The 16,375-nt window shown below is 53.9% G+C and carries 11 protein-coding genes; 4 read left to right on the top strand and 7 right to left on the bottom strand.

All coding sequences use genetic code 11. The annotated features are described in order from the left end of the window. Positions 1 to 27 precede the first annotated feature (27 nt). Positions 28 to 2,382 (bottom strand): LPS assembly protein LptD, encoded by a 2,355-nt coding sequence (gene lptD, locus OGW13_RS07455; protein WP_044267389.1) that lies wholly within the window; start codon positions 2,380 to 2,382, stop codon positions 28 to 30. A 255-nt stretch (positions 2,383 to 2,637) separates the two neighbouring features. Here lptD and djlA point away from each other — a divergent pair, with 255 nt between their 5' ends. Further along, complete coding sequence (gene djlA, locus OGW13_RS07450) at positions 2,638 to 3,453, top strand: co-chaperone DjlA (protein WP_042997965.1); 816 nt, start codon at positions 2,638 to 2,640, stop codon at positions 3,451 to 3,453. 163 nt (positions 3,454 to 3,616) lie between these two features. Here the strand turns inward: djlA and rluA are convergent, their stop codons facing one another. From rluA to araB, 6 genes are all read right to left on the bottom strand, one after another. Further along, on the bottom strand, positions 3,617 to 4,276 hold the full coding sequence (gene rluA, locus OGW13_RS07445; protein ID WP_044327793.1) for a bifunctional tRNA pseudouridine(32) synthase/23S rRNA pseudouridine(746) synthase RluA: 660 nt from the start codon (positions 4,274 to 4,276) through the stop codon (positions 3,617 to 3,619). 11 nt (positions 4,277 to 4,287) lie between these two features. Next, positions 4,288 to 7,194 (bottom strand): RNA polymerase-associated protein RapA, encoded by a 2,907-nt coding sequence (gene rapA / locus OGW13_RS07440; protein ID WP_044267394.1) that lies wholly within the window; start codon positions 7,192 to 7,194, stop codon positions 4,288 to 4,290. A gap of 134 nt (positions 7,195 to 7,328) precedes the next feature. Next, positions 7,329 to 9,680 (bottom strand): DNA polymerase II, encoded by a 2,352-nt coding sequence (polB, locus tag OGW13_RS07435; protein WP_287115849.1) that lies wholly within the window; start codon positions 9,678 to 9,680, stop codon positions 7,329 to 7,331. A gap of 84 nt (positions 9,681 to 9,764) precedes the next feature. Beyond that, a complete protein-coding gene (gene araD / locus OGW13_RS07430) occupies positions 9,765 to 10,460 on the bottom strand; it encodes an L-ribulose-5-phosphate 4-epimerase (RefSeq protein ID WP_044255532.1) in 696 nt (231 codons plus the stop codon). Positions 10,461 to 10,556: 96 nt separating this feature from the next. Further along, a complete protein-coding gene (gene araA / locus OGW13_RS07425) occupies positions 10,557 to 12,059 on the bottom strand; it encodes an L-arabinose isomerase (RefSeq protein WP_042997960.1) in 1,503 nt (500 codons plus the stop codon). Positions 12,060 to 12,069: 10 nt separating this feature from the next. Further along, positions 12,070 to 13,779: a ribulokinase gene (araB, locus tag OGW13_RS07420; RefSeq protein ID WP_287115848.1), complete on the bottom strand. Its 1,710-nt coding sequence runs from the start codon at positions 13,777 to 13,779 to the stop codon at positions 12,070 to 12,072. A gap of 340 nt (positions 13,780 to 14,119) precedes the next feature. Between araB and araC the strand changes: the two genes are divergently transcribed. From araC to OGW13_RS07405, 3 genes are all read left to right on the top strand, one after another. Next, complete coding sequence (gene araC, locus OGW13_RS07415; protein ID WP_044255526.1) at positions 14,120 to 14,965, top strand: arabinose operon transcriptional regulator AraC; 846 nt, start codon at positions 14,120 to 14,122, stop codon at positions 14,963 to 14,965. A gap of 97 nt (positions 14,966 to 15,062) precedes the next feature. Continuing rightward, entirely contained in the window at positions 15,063 to 15,914 is an 852-nt protein-coding gene (locus OGW13_RS07410; protein ID WP_142764864.1) for a hypothetical protein, read from the top strand. Between the two features lie 2 nt (positions 15,915 to 15,916). Next, positions 15,917 to 16,339 (top strand): hypothetical protein, encoded by a 423-nt coding sequence (locus tag OGW13_RS07405; protein ID WP_046401625.1) that lies wholly within the window; start codon positions 15,917 to 15,919, stop codon positions 16,337 to 16,339. Positions 16,340 to 16,375 lie beyond the last annotated feature (36 nt).

Raw genomic sequence — 16,375 nt, 5'->3', positions numbered from 1 at the left:
TGCGGATTACGTGGTAAATCAATCAGATCACAAAGAGTTTTGATACGGCAAAATGTTGGAACGTAACATCTCGCTCGTGCCGAGACCATAGTTGGAACTCAGACCACGAAGTTCAATGTTAAAGCCAATCACGTTGTCATACACCGCGTGTTCTTTATCGCTATCCCAACCGTTCAGCTTACGCTCGTAACCGACGCGGATCGCATAACAGCAGGAGTTGTACTGCACACCTAACATCTGGTCGGCGGGTTTATTCACGTTAGTGTCGAAGTAGTAGGCACCCACAATCGACCAGCGATCGGCAATCGGCCAACTGGCGACGGTACCGATCTGGCTAATCCCGTTTTTGTACTGCTCTGCCGTGGAATATCTTGCTGGCAATGTCGCCTGAATATACTCCGGGCTGGCGTAACGGTAGTTCAACTGAACCAGACGGTCTTCATCACGACGATATTCGATACTGGAACTGCTGGTGGCGACGCTATCCAGACGGGTGTCGTACTGAATACCGCCACGCAGGCCCCAACGATCCGAAATACGCCAGTAGGTGTCACCCGCCCATACTAATGAACCTGTCTGGTCATCGTTCTCCCATTGGATGTTGTCATCGCCAGTGCGAGACTCCGTGAAATAGTAGATTTGACCAACAGAAACGTTAAAACGTTCAACCGCTGTCTCATCATATATGCGAGATGTGACGCCCGTCGTGACCTGGTTGGCGGAGGCAATGCGGTCCAGACCGCCATAGCTGCGGTCACGGAACAGGCCGGTATAGTCAGATTGCAGCAGGGAAGAGTCGTAGTTGTAGATGTTGCTCTGGTCGCGATACGGCACGTACAGATACTGCGCGCGCGGCTCCAGCGTCTGGGTATAACCCGGCGCGAGCATGTTCATATCCCGTTCAAACACCATCTTGCCGTCGACTTTGAACTGCGGCATCACACGGTTGGCGGTATCATCCAACTGAGTGGTATTACGGTTGTTATACCAGTCCAGATTGGTTTGCTGATAATGGGTTGCCAGCAGTTTCGCTTCGGTATTGATGCTGCCCCACTGGTTTGACAACGGCAGGCTGACAGTCGGCTCCAGGTGCAGGCGCGTCGCTTCCGGCATGTTGTCTTTGGTATTCACAAAATGCACGGCCTGGCCATAAATACGGGTATCAAACGGACCCAGGTCGTTCTGATAGAAGTTGACGTCTAACTGTGGTTCAGCGGAATAACTGCTGGTGTTTTGATCGCTGAACACCTGGAACTGTTTAGTTGAGACAGTGGCGTCAAAGTTCTGCACCGCATAGCCGACGCTGAATTTCTGCGTCGCGTAACCGTCGGTACTTGAACCGTACTTGTTATCGAAATCATTAAAGTAGCTGGAGTCGCTCACTTTGGTGTAGTCGACGTTGAAACGCCACACCTGATCCATCACCCCCGCATGTCGCCAGTAAAACAGCCAGCGGCGCGAGTTGTCATCGTTCGGATGCTCATCGTCGTAGACGCGATCGGAGTTCAGATAGTCGAATTCCATAATACCGGCGCCCGCCTGGCTCAGGTAGCGGAATTCGTTCTCCCACATTACGCCGCCGCGACGGTGCATATAGTGCGGCGTCAGGGTCGCATCCATGTTTGGCGCGATGTTCCAGTAATACGGCAGATAGAACTCAAAATAGTTCTTTGTCGTGTACTTGGCGTTGGGGATCAGGAAACCGGAGCGGCGTTTATCCCCGACCGGCAATTGCAAATACGGACTGTAAAAGACAGGAACCGGGCCCAGCTTAAAGCGGGCGTTCCAGATTTCTGCGACCTGTTCTTCACGGTCATGGATCACTTCGCTACCGACGACGCTCCAGGTATCAGAACCCGGCAGACAAGAGGTGAAACTCCCGTTCTCAAGAATGGTATAGCGGTTTTCGCCGCGCTGTTTCATCAGATCCGCTTTACCGCGGCCCTGACGGCCTACCATCTGGTAGTCGCCTTCCCAGACGTTGGTGTCTTTGGTGTTCAGGTTCGCCCAGCCCTTCGGTCCTTTCAGGATAACCTGGTTGTCATCGTAATGGACGTTGCCGAGCGCATCGACGGTACGCACAGGCTCAGGCTGACCCTGAGCCTCTTTCTGATGAAGCTGCACCTCGTCGGCCTGCAGACGGCTGTTGCCCTGCATGATATCCACATTGCCGGTAAACACCGCGTCGTCAGGATAATTTCCTTTCGCATGATCGGCATTAATCGTGACGGGGAGTTCATTTGTCTCGCCCTGCACCAGAGGACGGTCATAGCTTGGCACGCCTAACATACATTGTGAGGCGAGACTGGCTGCCAGACCCTGTTGACTGTAAAGGGCAGTGGCAATCATGGTGGCCAGGAGGGTGGGAATACGTTTTTTCATACGTTGTATTTTATTGTTCCATCATCAGTAGCGTCGCGCGTGACAAACCGCCACAGCCTAACTTACTCATGTTCGTAGCGCTAGTGTTAATCCTGCCGCTATAGCGTCTGTGGTGTTAGTCACGGCTGTGAATGACAGGTATGATAATGCAAATTATAGGCGATGTCCCACAATTGACCGTAGCCGAAAGATCGTTAAAAGCCGCTTATTTTGTGGGACCTGGCCTCACCGAGAGTGAGACAAATTGGGGAGTCTATGCAGTACTGGGGAAAAATAATTGGTGTGGCCGTGGCTCTGCTCATGGGCGGCGGCTTTTGGGGCGTGGTGCTGGGGCTGTTGGTTGGCCACATGTTCGACAAAGCCCGCAGCCGCAAAATGGCGTGGTTTGCCAACCAGCGTGAGCGTCAGGCGCTGTTTTTTGCCACCACCTTTGAGGTGATGGGGCACTTAACCAAATCGAAAGGACGGGTTACCGAAGCCGATATCCATGTCGCCAATGTGCTGATGGACAGGATGAATTTGCACGGTGAATCGCGATCGGCTGCGCAAAATGCGTTTCGTATCGGAAAATCAGATAATTACCCGTTACGTGAAAAAATGCGCCAGTTTCGTAGCGTCTGTTTTGGTCGCTTCGATCTTATTCGTATGTTTCTTGAAATTCAGATTCAGGCGGCGTTTGCCGATGGTTCACTGCATCCCAACGAGCGTGAAGTGCTGTATGTGATTGCCGAAGAGTTGGGCATTTCCCGCACTCAGTTCGATCAGTTCCTGCGCATGATGCAAGGGGGAGCCCAGTTTGGCGGTGGTTATCAGCAGCAGTCCGGCGGCGGTGGCTGGCAGCAGGCGCAACGCGGCCCGACGCTGGAGGACGCCTGCAACGTCCTCGGGGTTAAACCTACCGACGATGCGACTACCATTAAACGTGCTTACCGTAAGCAGATGAGCGAGCACCATCCGGATAAGCTGGTGGCGAAAGGTCTGCCGCCGGAAATGATGGAAATGGCGAAGCAAAAAGCGCAGGAAATTCAGAAGGCTTACGAGCTGATCAAAGAGCAGAAAGGCTTTAAATAAATATACACGGCATCCTTCAAGCTGCCTCTTTGTTGGCCGCGCTGTGAAACCCCAGTCACATAGTTATCTATGCTCCTGGGGATTTCTTCGCTTGCCGCCTCGATGCGTCTCGAATGATTTGTGTCTATTCGCGAGCGTAATTCAAAGGGGCTACGTTATAAGATTAAAAATCCGCTGGCGCTTTAAACGTCATGCTATTGCCGTATGCGGGATGGGTGATGGTCAGCATCTCGGCATGCAGTTGCAGTCGGGGGGCCATCGCCAGCGCCTCAGGCGGGGCATAAAAACGGTCGCCGAGAATGGGGTGGCCTAACGCCAGCATATGTACGCGCAGTTGGTGTGAACGTCCGGTGATGGGCTTCAACACTACTCGCGCGGTGTTATCTTCCGCAAACTCCACCACTTCATATTCGGTCTGCGCTGCTTTGCCGGTTTCATAACACACTTTCTGTTTCGGACGATTCGGCCAGTCGCAGATGAGCGGTAAATCCACCAGTCCCTCTGCGGGCGCAGGATGTCCCCATACCCGCGCCACATACTGTTTTTTCGGCTCGCGCTCGCGAAACTGACGCTTCAGCTCTCGCTCTGCCGCCTTGGTGAGGGCCACTACAATTACGCCGCTGGTTGCCATATCCAGACGATGCACAGATTCAGCCTGTGGATAGTCGCGTTGGATACGCGTCATCACGCTGTCTTTGTGTTCCTCAAGACGCCCCGGCACGGATAACAGGCCGCTTGGCTTGTTGACCACCATAATGTGCTCATCCTGATACAGGATCACCAGCCAGGGATCCTGCGGCGGATTGTAGTTTTCCATCGCCATATTTGACTCCGTTACTGATGCGTGACGACGATAAGACGAAGCGCATCCAGACGCCATCCTGCCTGATTCAGGCTTTCCAGCACCTGTTGACGGTTGCTTTCAATGGCCGCGAGTTCATCATCACGAATGTTCGGGTTGACGGCGCGCAGCGCTTCCAGGCGCGACAGTTCTGCAGACAGTTTTTCATCCGCTTCATTACGCGCCGCGTCAATCAGGGCGCGGGCGGACTTCTCAACCTGCGCTTCACCCAGTTGCAGAATCGCATGAACATCCTGCTGCACCGCATTAACCAGTTTGCTGCCGGTGTGGCGGTTTACGGCACTCAACTGGCGGTTGAAGGTTTCAAACTCCACCTGCGCCGCGAGGTTGTTGCCGTTTTTATCCAGCAGCATGCGCACCGGCGTCGGCGGCAGGAAGCGGTTGAGCTGCAACTGCTTCGGTGCCTGGGCTTCCACAACGTATACCAGTTCCAGAAGCAGCGTACCGACCGGCAGCGCCTTATTCTTCAACAAGGAAATGGTACTGCTACCGGTATCACCAGAGAGGATCAGATCCAGCCCGTTACGGATCAGCGGATGTTCCCAGGTAATAAACTGCGCGTCTTCACGCGACAGCGCCACGTCACGTTCAAAGGTAATGGTACAACCGTCTTCCGGCAGCCCCGGGAAGTCCGGCACCAGCATGTGATCGGATGGGGTCAACACAATCAGGTTTTCACCGCGATCGTCCTGGTTAATCCCCACGATATCAAACAGGTTCATGGCAAAGGCGATAAGGCTGGTGTCGTCGTCCTGCTCTTCAATACTTTCGGCCAGTTGCTGCGCTTTTTCGCCGCCGTTGGAGTGGATCTCCAGCAGACGGTCGCGGCCCTGTTCCAGCTGCGCTTTCAGCGCTTCGTGTTGTTCGCGACAGCTTTTGATCAGATCCTCAAAGCCATCGGTCTCTTCGGGCGCCGCCAGGTAGTTAATCAGGTTGCTGTAAACCGTATCATAAATAGCACGACCGGTCGGGCAGGTATGTTCGAACGCATCCAGACCTTCGTGATACCAGCGAACCAGCACCGACTGGGCGGTTTTCTCTAAATACGGGACATGGATTTGGATATCGTGCGCCTGGCCGATGCGGTCGAGACGACCAATACGTTGTTCCAGCAGGTCCGGGTTAAATGGCAGGTCGAACATCACCAGGTTGCTGGCAAACTGGAAGTTACGACCTTCCGAGCCAATTTCTGAACACAGCAGCACCTGTGCACCGCTGTCCTCTTCGCCGAACCAGGCGGCGGCGCGGTCACGTTCGATAATCGACATCCCTTCGTGGAAGACCGCCGCGCGGATACCTTCGCGCTCGCGCAGCACTTGCTCCAGCTGCAGGGCGGTAGCCGCCTTCGCACAGATCACCAGCACTTTCTGTGAGCGATGGCTGGTCAGGTAGCCCATCAGCCACTCAACGCGTGGGTCGAAGTTCCACCAGGTGCCGGTATCCCCTTCAAATTCCTGATAAATCTGTTCCGGATAGAGCATATCGCGCGCTCTGTCTTCGGCGTTTTTGCGGGCACCCATGATGCCGGACACTTTAATGGCAGTCTGATACTGCGTCGGCAGCGGCAGCTTAATGGTGTGCAGTTCGCGTTTCGGGAAGCCTTTTACGCCGTTACGGGTGTTACGGAACAGCACGCGGCTGGTGCCGTGGCGGTCCATCAGCATGGAAACCAGCTCCTGACGTGCGTTCTGCGCACCGTCGCGGTCGCTGTTTGCCGTTTGCAGCAGCGGTTCAATATCCTGCTCGCCAATCAGTTCGCCCAGCATGTTGAGCTCTTCATTGCTGAGCTTGTTACCGGCCAGCAGCATAGCGACGGCGTCGGCAACCGGGCGATAATTTTTCTGCTCTTCAACAAACTGTGCGAAATCGTGGAAACGGTTGGGATCCAGCAGGCGCAGACGCGCAAAGTGGCTTTCCATACCCAGTTGTTCCGGGGTGGCGGTCAGCAACAGTACGCCTGGCACGCGTTCCGCCAGTTGTTCTATCGCCACATATTCACGGCTCGGCGCCTCTTCGCTCCAGACGAGGTGGTGGGCTTCATCGACAACCAGCAGATCCCACTCGGCATCGCACAGGTGTTCCAGACGCTGCTTGTTACGGCGGGCGAAGTCCAGAGAACAGATCACCAGTTGTTCGGTTTCGAACGGGTTAAACGCATCGTGCTGCGCTTCGGCGTAGCGTTCGTCGTCAAACAGGGCGAAACGTAGATTGAAACGGCGCAGCATTTCGACCAGCCACTGATGCTGCAAGGTTTCTGGCACAATAATCAGCACGCGTTCTGCCGCGCCAGAAAGCAGTTGTTGATGCAGGATCATCCCGGCTTCAATGGTTTTGCCCAGACCCACTTCATCTGCCAGCAGTACGCGCGGCGCATGACGGCGACCCACATCGTGGGCGATGTTGAGCTGATGAGGGATCAGGCTGGTGCGCTGGCCGCGCAGACCGCTCCATGGCATGCGGTACTGTTCACTTTGAAATTTACGTGCGCGGTAGCGCAGCGCAAACCGATCCATGCGGTCAATCTGACCAGCAAACAAGCGATCCTGCGGTTTGCTGAACGCCAGTTTGCTGTCGAGCAGGACTTCACGCAGCGTGACGCCGGCTTCTTCGGTATCAAGACGGGTACCAATGTAGGCAAGCAAACCATTTTCTTCTTTTACTTCATCGATTTGCAGCTGCCAGCCTTCATGGCTGGTAATGGTATCGCCAGGGTTGAACATCACGCGGGTCACGGGGGAGTCACTGCGCGCATACAGACGGTTTTCACCGGTGGAGGGGAAAAGCAAAGTGACGGTGCGCGCATCCATGGCGACAACGGTTCCAAGTCCCAGTTCGCTTTCTGTATCGCTGATCCAGCGTTGACCAAGTGTAAAAGGCATATTTGTTCGGCTCTATATCTTTAATTGCAGGCAATAATCACCCTCTGCCAGGGAGATGCTATGGCAGAACGGTAAATGGGGTCCAGGAATGGAAAGGGCGCTATGGTAATGGATGGCGATGGATTCGTCACGCGTCAAAATAACCCTAATTGGCCTGTCAGTAGTGTAGCAAAGTTATCATCAATGAAGGGAAGAATTCCTTCCGCGACGGGCTGGAGCTGTCGCGTCAGGTAATGCTCGTAATCCAGCGGCGAGTGTTGATAATCCTTTGGCTCTGGGCCGTTCAGGGTCCAGACATAGTGAATGGTGCCGCGGTTCTGGTACTGCGCCGGGCGTCCCCGCTTCAGGTTTTCTTCATCAGCCAGTCTGGCGGCGCGTACGTGTGGCGGAACGTTGCGCTGGTACTCGCTTAACGGTCGCCGCAGACGCTTGCGATAGACCAGACGCTCGTCCAGTTCGCCCGCCATCAGCCGATCAATGGTTTCACGTACGTAATCCTGATACGGTTCGTGACGAAATATGCGCAGATACAATTCTTGCTGGAACTGCTGCGCCAGCGGTGTCCAGTCGGTACGCACGGTTTCCAGCCCTTTAAACACCATCCGCTGGTTTTCTCCTTCCTGAATCAAACCCGCGTAGCGTTTTTTGCTGCCGGTATCCGCGCCACGAATGGTGGGCATCAGAAAGCGGCAGAAATGCGTTTCATACTCCAGTTCCAGCGCGCTGGTAAGGTTCTTCTCCTGAAGCGATTGCGTCCACCAGGCGTTGACGTGTGCCACTAACGCGCGACCAATTTTCGCCGCTTCCTCTTCTGTGTGGGCGCGCTTCAGCCAGACGAAGGTGGAGTCGGTGTCGCCATAAATCACGTCATAGCCCTGGGCTTCAATGAGCGCTTTGGTCTGACGCATGATCGCGTGACCGCGCATGGTGATCGACGACGCCAGGCGCGGATCGAAAAAGCGGCAGGCCGTTGTGCCGAGTACACCGTAAAAGGCATTCATGATGATCTTCAGCGCCTGAGAAAGCGGTTTATTACCGTGCCGTTTGGCGTCGTCACGCCCCTGCCAGATCGACGTCACGATCTCTGGCAGGCAGTGTTTGTCCCGCGAGAACCAGGCGTCGAGAAATCCTTCGGTGCTGTGTTCGGGATCCGGGTGCGCCATCCCTTCCACCAGTCCGACTGGGTCGATCAAAAAGGTGCGAATGATCGAGGGGTACAGGCTTTTGTAATCCAGCACCAGCACCGAATCATACAAGCCGGGACGCGAATCCATCACGTAACCGCCGGGGCTGGCGTTGGGCGGTACTTCACCAAGGTTCGGCGCAACGTAACCGGCGCGATGCATACGTGGAAAATAGAGATGGCCAAACGCGGCGACCGAACCGCCGTGACGATCGACTGGTAATCCGTTAACCGTGGATCGTTCTAACAGGAACGGCACGATCTCGGTTTTATGAAAGACTCGTGTCACCAGCTCGCAATCTTTCAGATTGTAGGTGGCGAGCGCGGGTTTATCTTCGGCAAAACGTCTGTCGATCTCATCCATGCGATCCCAGGGATTATCGATCGATTTACCTTCCCCCAGCAGTTCTTGCGAAACGGTCTCCAGCGAAAACGACGAGAAATTCCAGAAGGCAGACTTCAGCGCCTCAATGCCGTCAACGATCAGCCGACCTTTCGCCTGGGCGAAAAAAACGCCATTTTTAAAACCGTGCTCACGCCACTCGAGTTCGCTGTTATCGCGGCCAAAACGCAGCGGGATACGGTAGCGCTCAGCATGTTTTTGCAACACGCGCAGGTCGAACTGCACCAGATTCCAGCCGATGATGAGGTCGGGATCGTAGCGGGCAACCCACTCGTTAAGCTTTTCCAACAGTTGTGGGCGGCTGTTGACGTACTCAAGCTGGAAATCGAGCGCTGATGAATCGCCATTTTCGGGGCCGAGCATATAGACAATGCGCTGCCCGCAGCCTTCAAGCCCAATGCAGTACAACTCGCCGTGGCGGGTGGTTTCAATGTCCAGAGACAACCATTTGAGCGGCGGACGATAGTCGGGATGGGGCTTTAATCGCGCATTGACGATCGCACCGTTGCGCGTCTCACCTTCGACCCACACTGGTGAGGTGATAAAGCGTTCCATCAGATAGCGTTCCGGCGGGCGGACATCGCCTTCATAAACCGTCACGCCATTCTCACGCAACAGCTTTTCCAGTCGCATCAACTGGCGATGCGAACGGCAGTAAAGACCCGAAACCGGCTGACGATGAAAATCTTTGAGGTTGAGCGGCGTCAGACGATAACCATTTTCACTGCTTAATAACGACGTGACGCGGGCGGTTAGCGCGGTAGGGATAAACGCAACGGACTCCTGCGGCGCAAGCGTGACCTGCAAAGGCCCGCTGTCTGTTGCCAGCCAGAAGGAGACTTCAGTTCCCTGCGACGTATCCCGCCAGTGCCGGGTTAAGATAAAACCTGCCTGCGCCACGCTGTTTATCCATCAAAAAAACCAGGCATGATTATAGCCTGGTTCAACGTGTTGTGCTGGGGTTTTATACAGTTATCGGCGCTGCTACTGCCCGTAATAGGCTTTCGCTCCGTGCTTGCGCAGGTAATGCTTATCCAGCAACGTTTGCTGCATCTCGGGTAACTGTGGCGCGAGCTGGCGGCAGAAAATGCCCATGTAGGCAACCTCTTCTAAGACGATGGCGTTATGCACCGCGTCTTCGGCATTTTTCCCCCACGCAAAGGGACCGTGTGAATGCACCAGTACGCCTGGCATTTGCGCGGCGTCTATTCCATGCATCTTAAAGGTTTCGACGATCACCTTGCCGGTTTCCCATTCATACTCGCCGTTGATCTCGTGGCTGGTCATTTTGCGGGTGCAAGGGATGGGGCCGTAGAAATAGTCGGCATGCGTGGTGCCCGTTGCCGGAATGGACTGTCCGGCCTGCGCCCAGATGGTCGCGTGGCGCGAATGGGTATGCACAATACCACCAATGGTGGGAAAAGCCTGGTACAGCAGACGATGCGTCGGCGTATCGGACGAGGGCTTTTTCTGACCTTCAATCACTTCACCCGTCGCGATGCTGACAACCACCATATCGTCAGCGGTCATCACGCTGTAATCCACGCCGGAAGGTTTAATGACAAAGACGCCGTGGTCGCGATCGACGGCACTGACGTTCCCCCAGGTGAGCGTGACCAGGTTGTGCTTTGGCAGCGCCAGATTCGCTGCCAGTACCTGGCGTTTGAGATCTTCTAGCATGTTTTTCTCCCTGCCTGATGACGGTGTAAACGCGTTATCAGGCCTACACAGAGATGTAGGCCTGATTCAGCAAAGCGCCATCAGGCAACCATTTGCTTAACGTTTAAAGCCGTAATACATGTCGTTCCAGCGCAGCGCGTCCTTGAAGGCGGGCAGGCGGGTATCGTTATCAATCACGGTGATTTCGATATCGTGCATTTCGGCGAACTGACGCATGTCGTTGAGATCCAGCGCATGGCTGAAGACGGTATGGTGCGCGCCGCCGGCCAGGATCCACGCTTCAGACGCGGTCGGCAGGTCCGGTTGAGCTTTCCACAGCGCGTTGGCGACCGGCAATTTCGGCAGCGCATGCGGGGTTTTCACGGTGTCGATGCAGTTGACCAGCAGACGATAGCGATCGCCTAGGTCGATCAGGCTGGCCACGATCGCCGGACCGGTCTGCGTATTGAAGATCAGACGGGCAGGATCGTCTTTACCGCCAATGCCGAGATGCTGAACATCAAGGATCGGTTTTTCGTCCACCGCGATCGACGGACACACTTCCAGCATGTGGGAGCCGAGCACCAGATCGTTGCCTTTCTCGAAGTGATAGGTGTAATCCTCCATAAAGGAGGTGCCGCCCTGCAGACCGGTTGACATCACTTTCATGATGCGAAGCAGAGCGGCAGTTTTCCAGTCGCCTTCGCCAGCAAAGCCATAGCCCTGCTGCATCAGGCGTTGTACGGCCAGACCCGGAAGCTGTTTCAGACCGTGCAAATCTTCAAAGGTGGTCGTGAAGGCGTGGAAGCCGCCCTGCTCCAGAAAGCGCTTCATACCCAGTTCAATACGCGCCGCTTCCAGCACGTTCTGGCGTTTTTCACCGTGAACCTGAGTGGCGGCGGTCAGGGTGTAGCTATTTTCGTATTCGTCAATCAGGGCATTGATGTCGCCGTCGCTGATGGAATTCACCACCTGCACCAGATCGCCCACTGCCCAGGTGTTGACCGAGAAGCCGAACTTGATCTGCGCGGCGACTTTATCGCCATCGGTAACCGCCACTTCACGCATGTTGTCGCCAAAGCGGCACACTTTCAGATGACGGGTATCCTGTTTCGACACCGCATGACGCATCCAGGAACCGATACGGGCATGAGCCTGTTGATCCTGCCAGTGACCGGTGACTACCGCATGTTGCTGGCGCATGCGTGCGCCGATAAAGCCGAACTCACGACCGCCGTGCGCAGTCTGGTTGAGGTTCATAAAGTCCATGTCGATGCTGTCCCACGGAAGGGCTGCATTGAACTGGGTGTGGAATTGCAGCAGCGGTTTATTGAGGATGGTCAGGCCGTTGATCCACATTTTGGCTGGAGAGAAGGTATGCAGCCAGACCACCAGACCCGCACAACGATCGTCATAGTTCGCGTCACGGCAAATGGCGGTGATTTCATCCGGTGTGGTCCCCAGTGGTTTTAACACCAGCTTGCAGGGTAGTTTCGCTTCGGTATTCAGCGCCTTGACGACGTGCTCCGCGTGCTGAGTAACCTGACGCAGCGTCTCAGGGCCGTACAAATGCTGGCTGCCAATTACAAACCACACTTCATAGTTATCAAAAATAGTCATTGTCGTGTCCTTAGTGAGTCAGGGTTGCCTGGTCAGCCGGCGCAGTATTAACCGGGGTGGCAGTCGGAAGATAATGTTGCTCAGCGCTTACCGCCCACTGCTGGTAGCGGCGATAAAGCTGTTCGAAACGTTGTGCCTGGTCGGGGCGAGGTTGCAGCGTGTTTTCCACCGCGCTGGCCATTTTCTGCTGCGCCGCAGGAATATCGGCATGCACCCCGGCAGCCACGGCGGCGAAGATGGCTGCGCCCAGCGCACAGCACTGATCGGAGGCGACGATTTGTAGCGGACGGTTCAGGACATCGCAGCAGGCCTGCATAATGACCTTGTTTTTCCTGGCGATGCCGCCCAGCGCCATGACGTTGTTAACCGCAATACCTTGTTCGGTAAAGCATTCCATAATGGCTCTTGCGCCAAAGGCGGTTGCGGCTATCAGACCGCCGAACAGCGCCGGGGCATCCGTGGCCAGATTCAGATCGGTCACTACCCCTTTCAGACGCTGGTTTGCGTTCGGCGTGCGGCGGCCGTTAAACCAGTCAAGTACCACCGGCAGGTGATCCAGCGATGGGTTTTTCGCCCAGGCGTCGGTCAGCGCGGGCAGCAGTTGTTTTTGGCTGGCGCTGATCTGCGCTTTCAGTTCCGGATGCTGCGCGGCGAGTTGCTCCAGCGGCCAGCCGAGAATGCGACCAAACCACGCGTAGATATCGCCAAAGGCAGACTGTCCGGCCTCCAGACCGATAAAACCGGGGACCACACTGCCATCGACTTGCCCACAAATGCCTTTCACGGCGCGCTCGCCGACGCTCTGTTTGTCCGCAATCAGGATGTCGCAGGTGGAGGTTCCAATGACTTTCACCAGCGCATTGGGCTGTGCGCCCGCGCCGACGGCACCCATGTGGCAGTCGAACGCGCCGCCAGAGATGACGACGTTCTCCGGCAGACCAAGGCGCTGCGCCCACTCGGCGCACAGCGTACCAACTGGCAGATCGGCAGTGAACGTGTTGGTGAACAGGGGGTATTGCAAATGCTGGTTAATCAGCGGATCGAGCTCGTCGAAGAAACTGGCAGGCGGCAGACCGCCCCAGCTTTCATGCCATAATGATTTGTGCCCGGCGCTGCAACGACCCCGGCGGATATCCTGCGGGCGCGTAGTACCAGAAAGGAGGGCTGGCACCCAGTCGCACAGCTCAACCCACGAGACGGCAGCCTGGGCAACTGCGCGGTCTTCGCGGGTGACATGAAGGATCTTGGCCCAGAACCATTCGCTGGAGTAAATGCCGCCGATGTAACGGGAGTAATCGACGTTGCCCGGCGTATGGCACAGACGGGTAATGGCTTCGGCTTCTTCCACTGACGTGTGGTCTTTCCACAGGACGAACATCGCGTTTGGGTTTTCCGCGAACTCTTCCCGGAGTGCCAGCACGTTGCCATCGGCGTCAATCGGCGCTGGCGTTGAGCCCGTACTGTCGACGCCAATCCCAACGACCTCGGCACGTTGCGCCGCGCTGAGTTCCGCCAATACGCTTTTCAGTGCGGCTTCCATCGACTCCATGTAGTCGCGGGGGTGATGGCGGAACCGGTTGTTCGGGGCGTCACAAAAACGTCCTTCCTGCCAGCGCGGGTACCACTCAACGCTGGTGGCGATTTCTTCGCCGGTGGCGCATTCCACAGCCAGCGCGCGCGCAGAATCACTGCCAAAATCGAGGCCAATTGCAATTGCCATCCTCTTGCTCCATCCAGAAATACGGGTATGGAGAAACAGTAGTGAGTGGGGATAAAAACCGTCAGGTAGGATCCGCTAATCTTATGGATTAAAATGCTATGGCATCGCAAAGTGTGACGCCGTGCAAATAATCAATGTGGACATTTCTGCTCTGGTTATAGACACTTTTGTTACCCGTTTTTGTGGCAGTCATCGTACTGAGTCGTGACATAATGCTTTTCACAAGCGGGGTTGATGGGGCCGCCCGTGATGGTGCAGCAACAAGGCAGGACGCAAACCATACTGTCCTGCGTAATATGGACAATTTGTTTCCTCACTGAACCTCGGGAGTCGTGAAATTATGGCTGAACCGCAAAATGACCCTCTCCTGCCAGGGTACTCGTTTAACGCGCATCTGGTCGCCGGTTTAACGCCGATAGACGCCAACGGATATCTGGATTTTTTTATCGACAGGCCGTTGGGGATGAAAGGCTATATCCTTAACCTCACGATTCGGGGGGAAGGGGTAATCAAAAATCAGGGGCGGGAGTTTGTCTGCCGACCCGGTGACATTTTGTTGTTCCCGCCGGGTGAAATTCATCACTACGGACGCCATCCGGATGCCAGCGAATGGTATCACCAGTGGGTTTACTTTCGTCCCCGCGCCTACTGGCAGGAGTGGCTCACCTGGCCGTCTATTTTTGCGCAGACCGGTTTTTTCCGTCCGGACGAAGCGCATCAGCCGCACTTTAATGAGCTATTCGGCCAGATTATTCACGCCGGACAGGGGGAAGGGCGCTACTCTGAACTGCTGGCGATCAACCTGCTGGAGCAGTTACTGCTGAGGCGCATGGAGGCGATCAACGCTTCGCTGCATCCGCCGATGGATAACCGCGTGCGCGATGCCTGTCAGTACATCAGCGATCATCTGGCGGACAGCCACTTCGATATTGCCAGCGTTGCTCAGCATGTCTGCCTGTCGCCATCGCGCCTGTCGCACCTGTTCCGTCAACAGTTGGGTATCAGCGTGTTGAGCTGGCGTGAGGATCAGCGGATCAGCCAGGCGAAGCTGCTGCTCAGTACAACACGCATGCCGATTGCTACCGTTGGACGCAATGTCGGGTTCGACGACCAGCTCTATTTCTCCCGCGTCTTTAAAAAATGTACTGGTGCCAGTCCGAGCGAGTTCCGTGCCGGTTGTGAATAATATATTTCGTGTATCGTTCGCTATAAAAAATAAGAACATTGTATTTGTTCTGTAAAATTTCATCTGCTATAAAAATTTTCATATAAGGAGGTATCAGATGAGTAAGCGTATGGATATTACTGATGGTATGTTTGCCACAACAAAAAATTATGGGCTTGTTTATACTGAGGAATTGGGATGGATTGATTTAGGTCATGCGCAAGGGAATGATGCCAGAGTGTTAAAGAGAAAACTGGAACAAGAACATTTTGCTAAATACTATGAAAAATTCAATGACTGGTACTTCCCAGTAAATTATTACCAGGAAATGGAAGTAAGGAGAAGATTATTTGGTGTTGACCTAAATTTTCATACTGGTGTACATACGCAGGTTATGGTTCGCTCATGCCTTTCTCCTGCCCTTAAGGCAAAGGTTGCCTTAACCATTATGTATGGAACTGCAAAAAGATTTGAAGCATGGCAAGACTCAATTCTCTTCAACTGGTATACCGATAGTGGTTTTAGCGTTGAGGACTTACTTTCTGATTTAGTTGGTTTTTATCGTGTTTTTGGCACTGGCCCAGATCCACTTTGGCTGGCGAACCCCGTATCCTATGAAACAGCCATACAAATATGGGATGCTCATGATCCGATAGGTACTTTTAAGAATAAAGAGTTTTCGCCCAAACTATTTTCGACGATATCACCATTTAAATATGGTGAACCTATCAAAAAACTTCTTCCAGAATGGTTAAGTTATATAAAACCTCTGGATGGTTCATTTCCCGGTGTATTATATAATCAGTTTCATAATAGTCCTGTCAATGGTTTTTTTAAGAACAAAGACAGGATAAACCATGAGCTTTATGGTTCAGTGTCAGTATCTGATACGACAAATTATGCTGACTCTCCCTTTGAACGTCCACTTTTTTTTCTTCTTCACTCTCACTCACCACAGAGGCAATGGTGAACATGAAAAAATGGATTTTACTATTATTGTCATTGCTTCTGTTCCCTTTTATCGTCTTCTTTGGTTGTTTTGCTCTGATGTCAGGGGATCATCATTACAGACGTGATGACATTATTTCTTACTGGTTATATACCCCTGATATTCTGAAAAAGGTACCACAACTATCAAAAGAAGTTGAATATGAACATTATTATGACCTGGATGATCAACATACCTATGTTGTCATAAAGTGGAGCAATATTAATGATATTATTGCTAAAAAAACATGTTTATTAGATTTTTTGCAGCAATTAAGTCCTTCTGTGAAATATAATTGTTTGTGGGTGTATCACGATCAGCGTGATTACGCTGATAACTACCAACGGTATTGTGTACACCAAAAAAGGGATGCCCTTGAACTGGAATACTACGAAACCGTGAGATGACTCAAATGCCTGGCCTTACAGCATGCCGTCGTGCGG

Source organism: Citrobacter sp. Ca225 (assembly GCF_030337175.1).
In the GTDB taxonomy this organism is placed as follows: Bacteria; Pseudomonadota; Gammaproteobacteria; order Enterobacterales; family Enterobacteriaceae; genus Citrobacter_A; species Citrobacter_A amalonaticus.
Note: the sequence above shows the minus strand (reverse complement) of the source record. Positions and strands in the feature narration are given on the sequence as shown.

Coding starts and splice junctions, on each gene's coding strand:
- lptD (WP_044267389.1), bottom strand. CDS start 2,382: ATGAAAAAACGTATTCCCACCCTCCTGGCCACCATGATTGCCACTGCC.
- djlA (WP_042997965.1), top strand. CDS start 2,638: ATGCAGTACTGGGGAAAAATAATTGGTGTGGCCGTGGCTCTGCTCATG.
- rluA (WP_044327793.1), bottom strand. CDS start 4,276: ATGGCGATGGAAAACTACAATCCGCCGCAGGATCCCTGGCTGGTGATC.
- rapA (WP_044267394.1), bottom strand. CDS start 7,194: ATGCCTTTTACACTTGGTCAACGCTGGATCAGCGATACAGAAAGCGAA.
- araD (WP_044255532.1), bottom strand. CDS start 10,460: ATGCTAGAAGATCTCAAACGCCAGGTACTGGCAGCGAATCTGGCGCTG.
- araA (WP_042997960.1), bottom strand. CDS start 12,059: ATGACTATTTTTGATAACTATGAAGTGTGGTTTGTAATTGGCAGCCAG.
- araB (WP_287115848.1), bottom strand. CDS start 13,779: ATGGCAATTGCAATTGGCCTCGATTTTGGCAGTGATTCTGCGCGCGCG.
- araC (WP_044255526.1), top strand. CDS start 14,120: ATGGCTGAACCGCAAAATGACCCTCTCCTGCCAGGGTACTCGTTTAAC.
- OGW13_RS07410 (WP_142764864.1), top strand. CDS start 15,063: ATGAGTAAGCGTATGGATATTACTGATGGTATGTTTGCCACAACAAAA.
- OGW13_RS07405 (WP_046401625.1), top strand. CDS start 15,917: ATGAAAAAATGGATTTTACTATTATTGTCATTGCTTCTGTTCCCTTTT.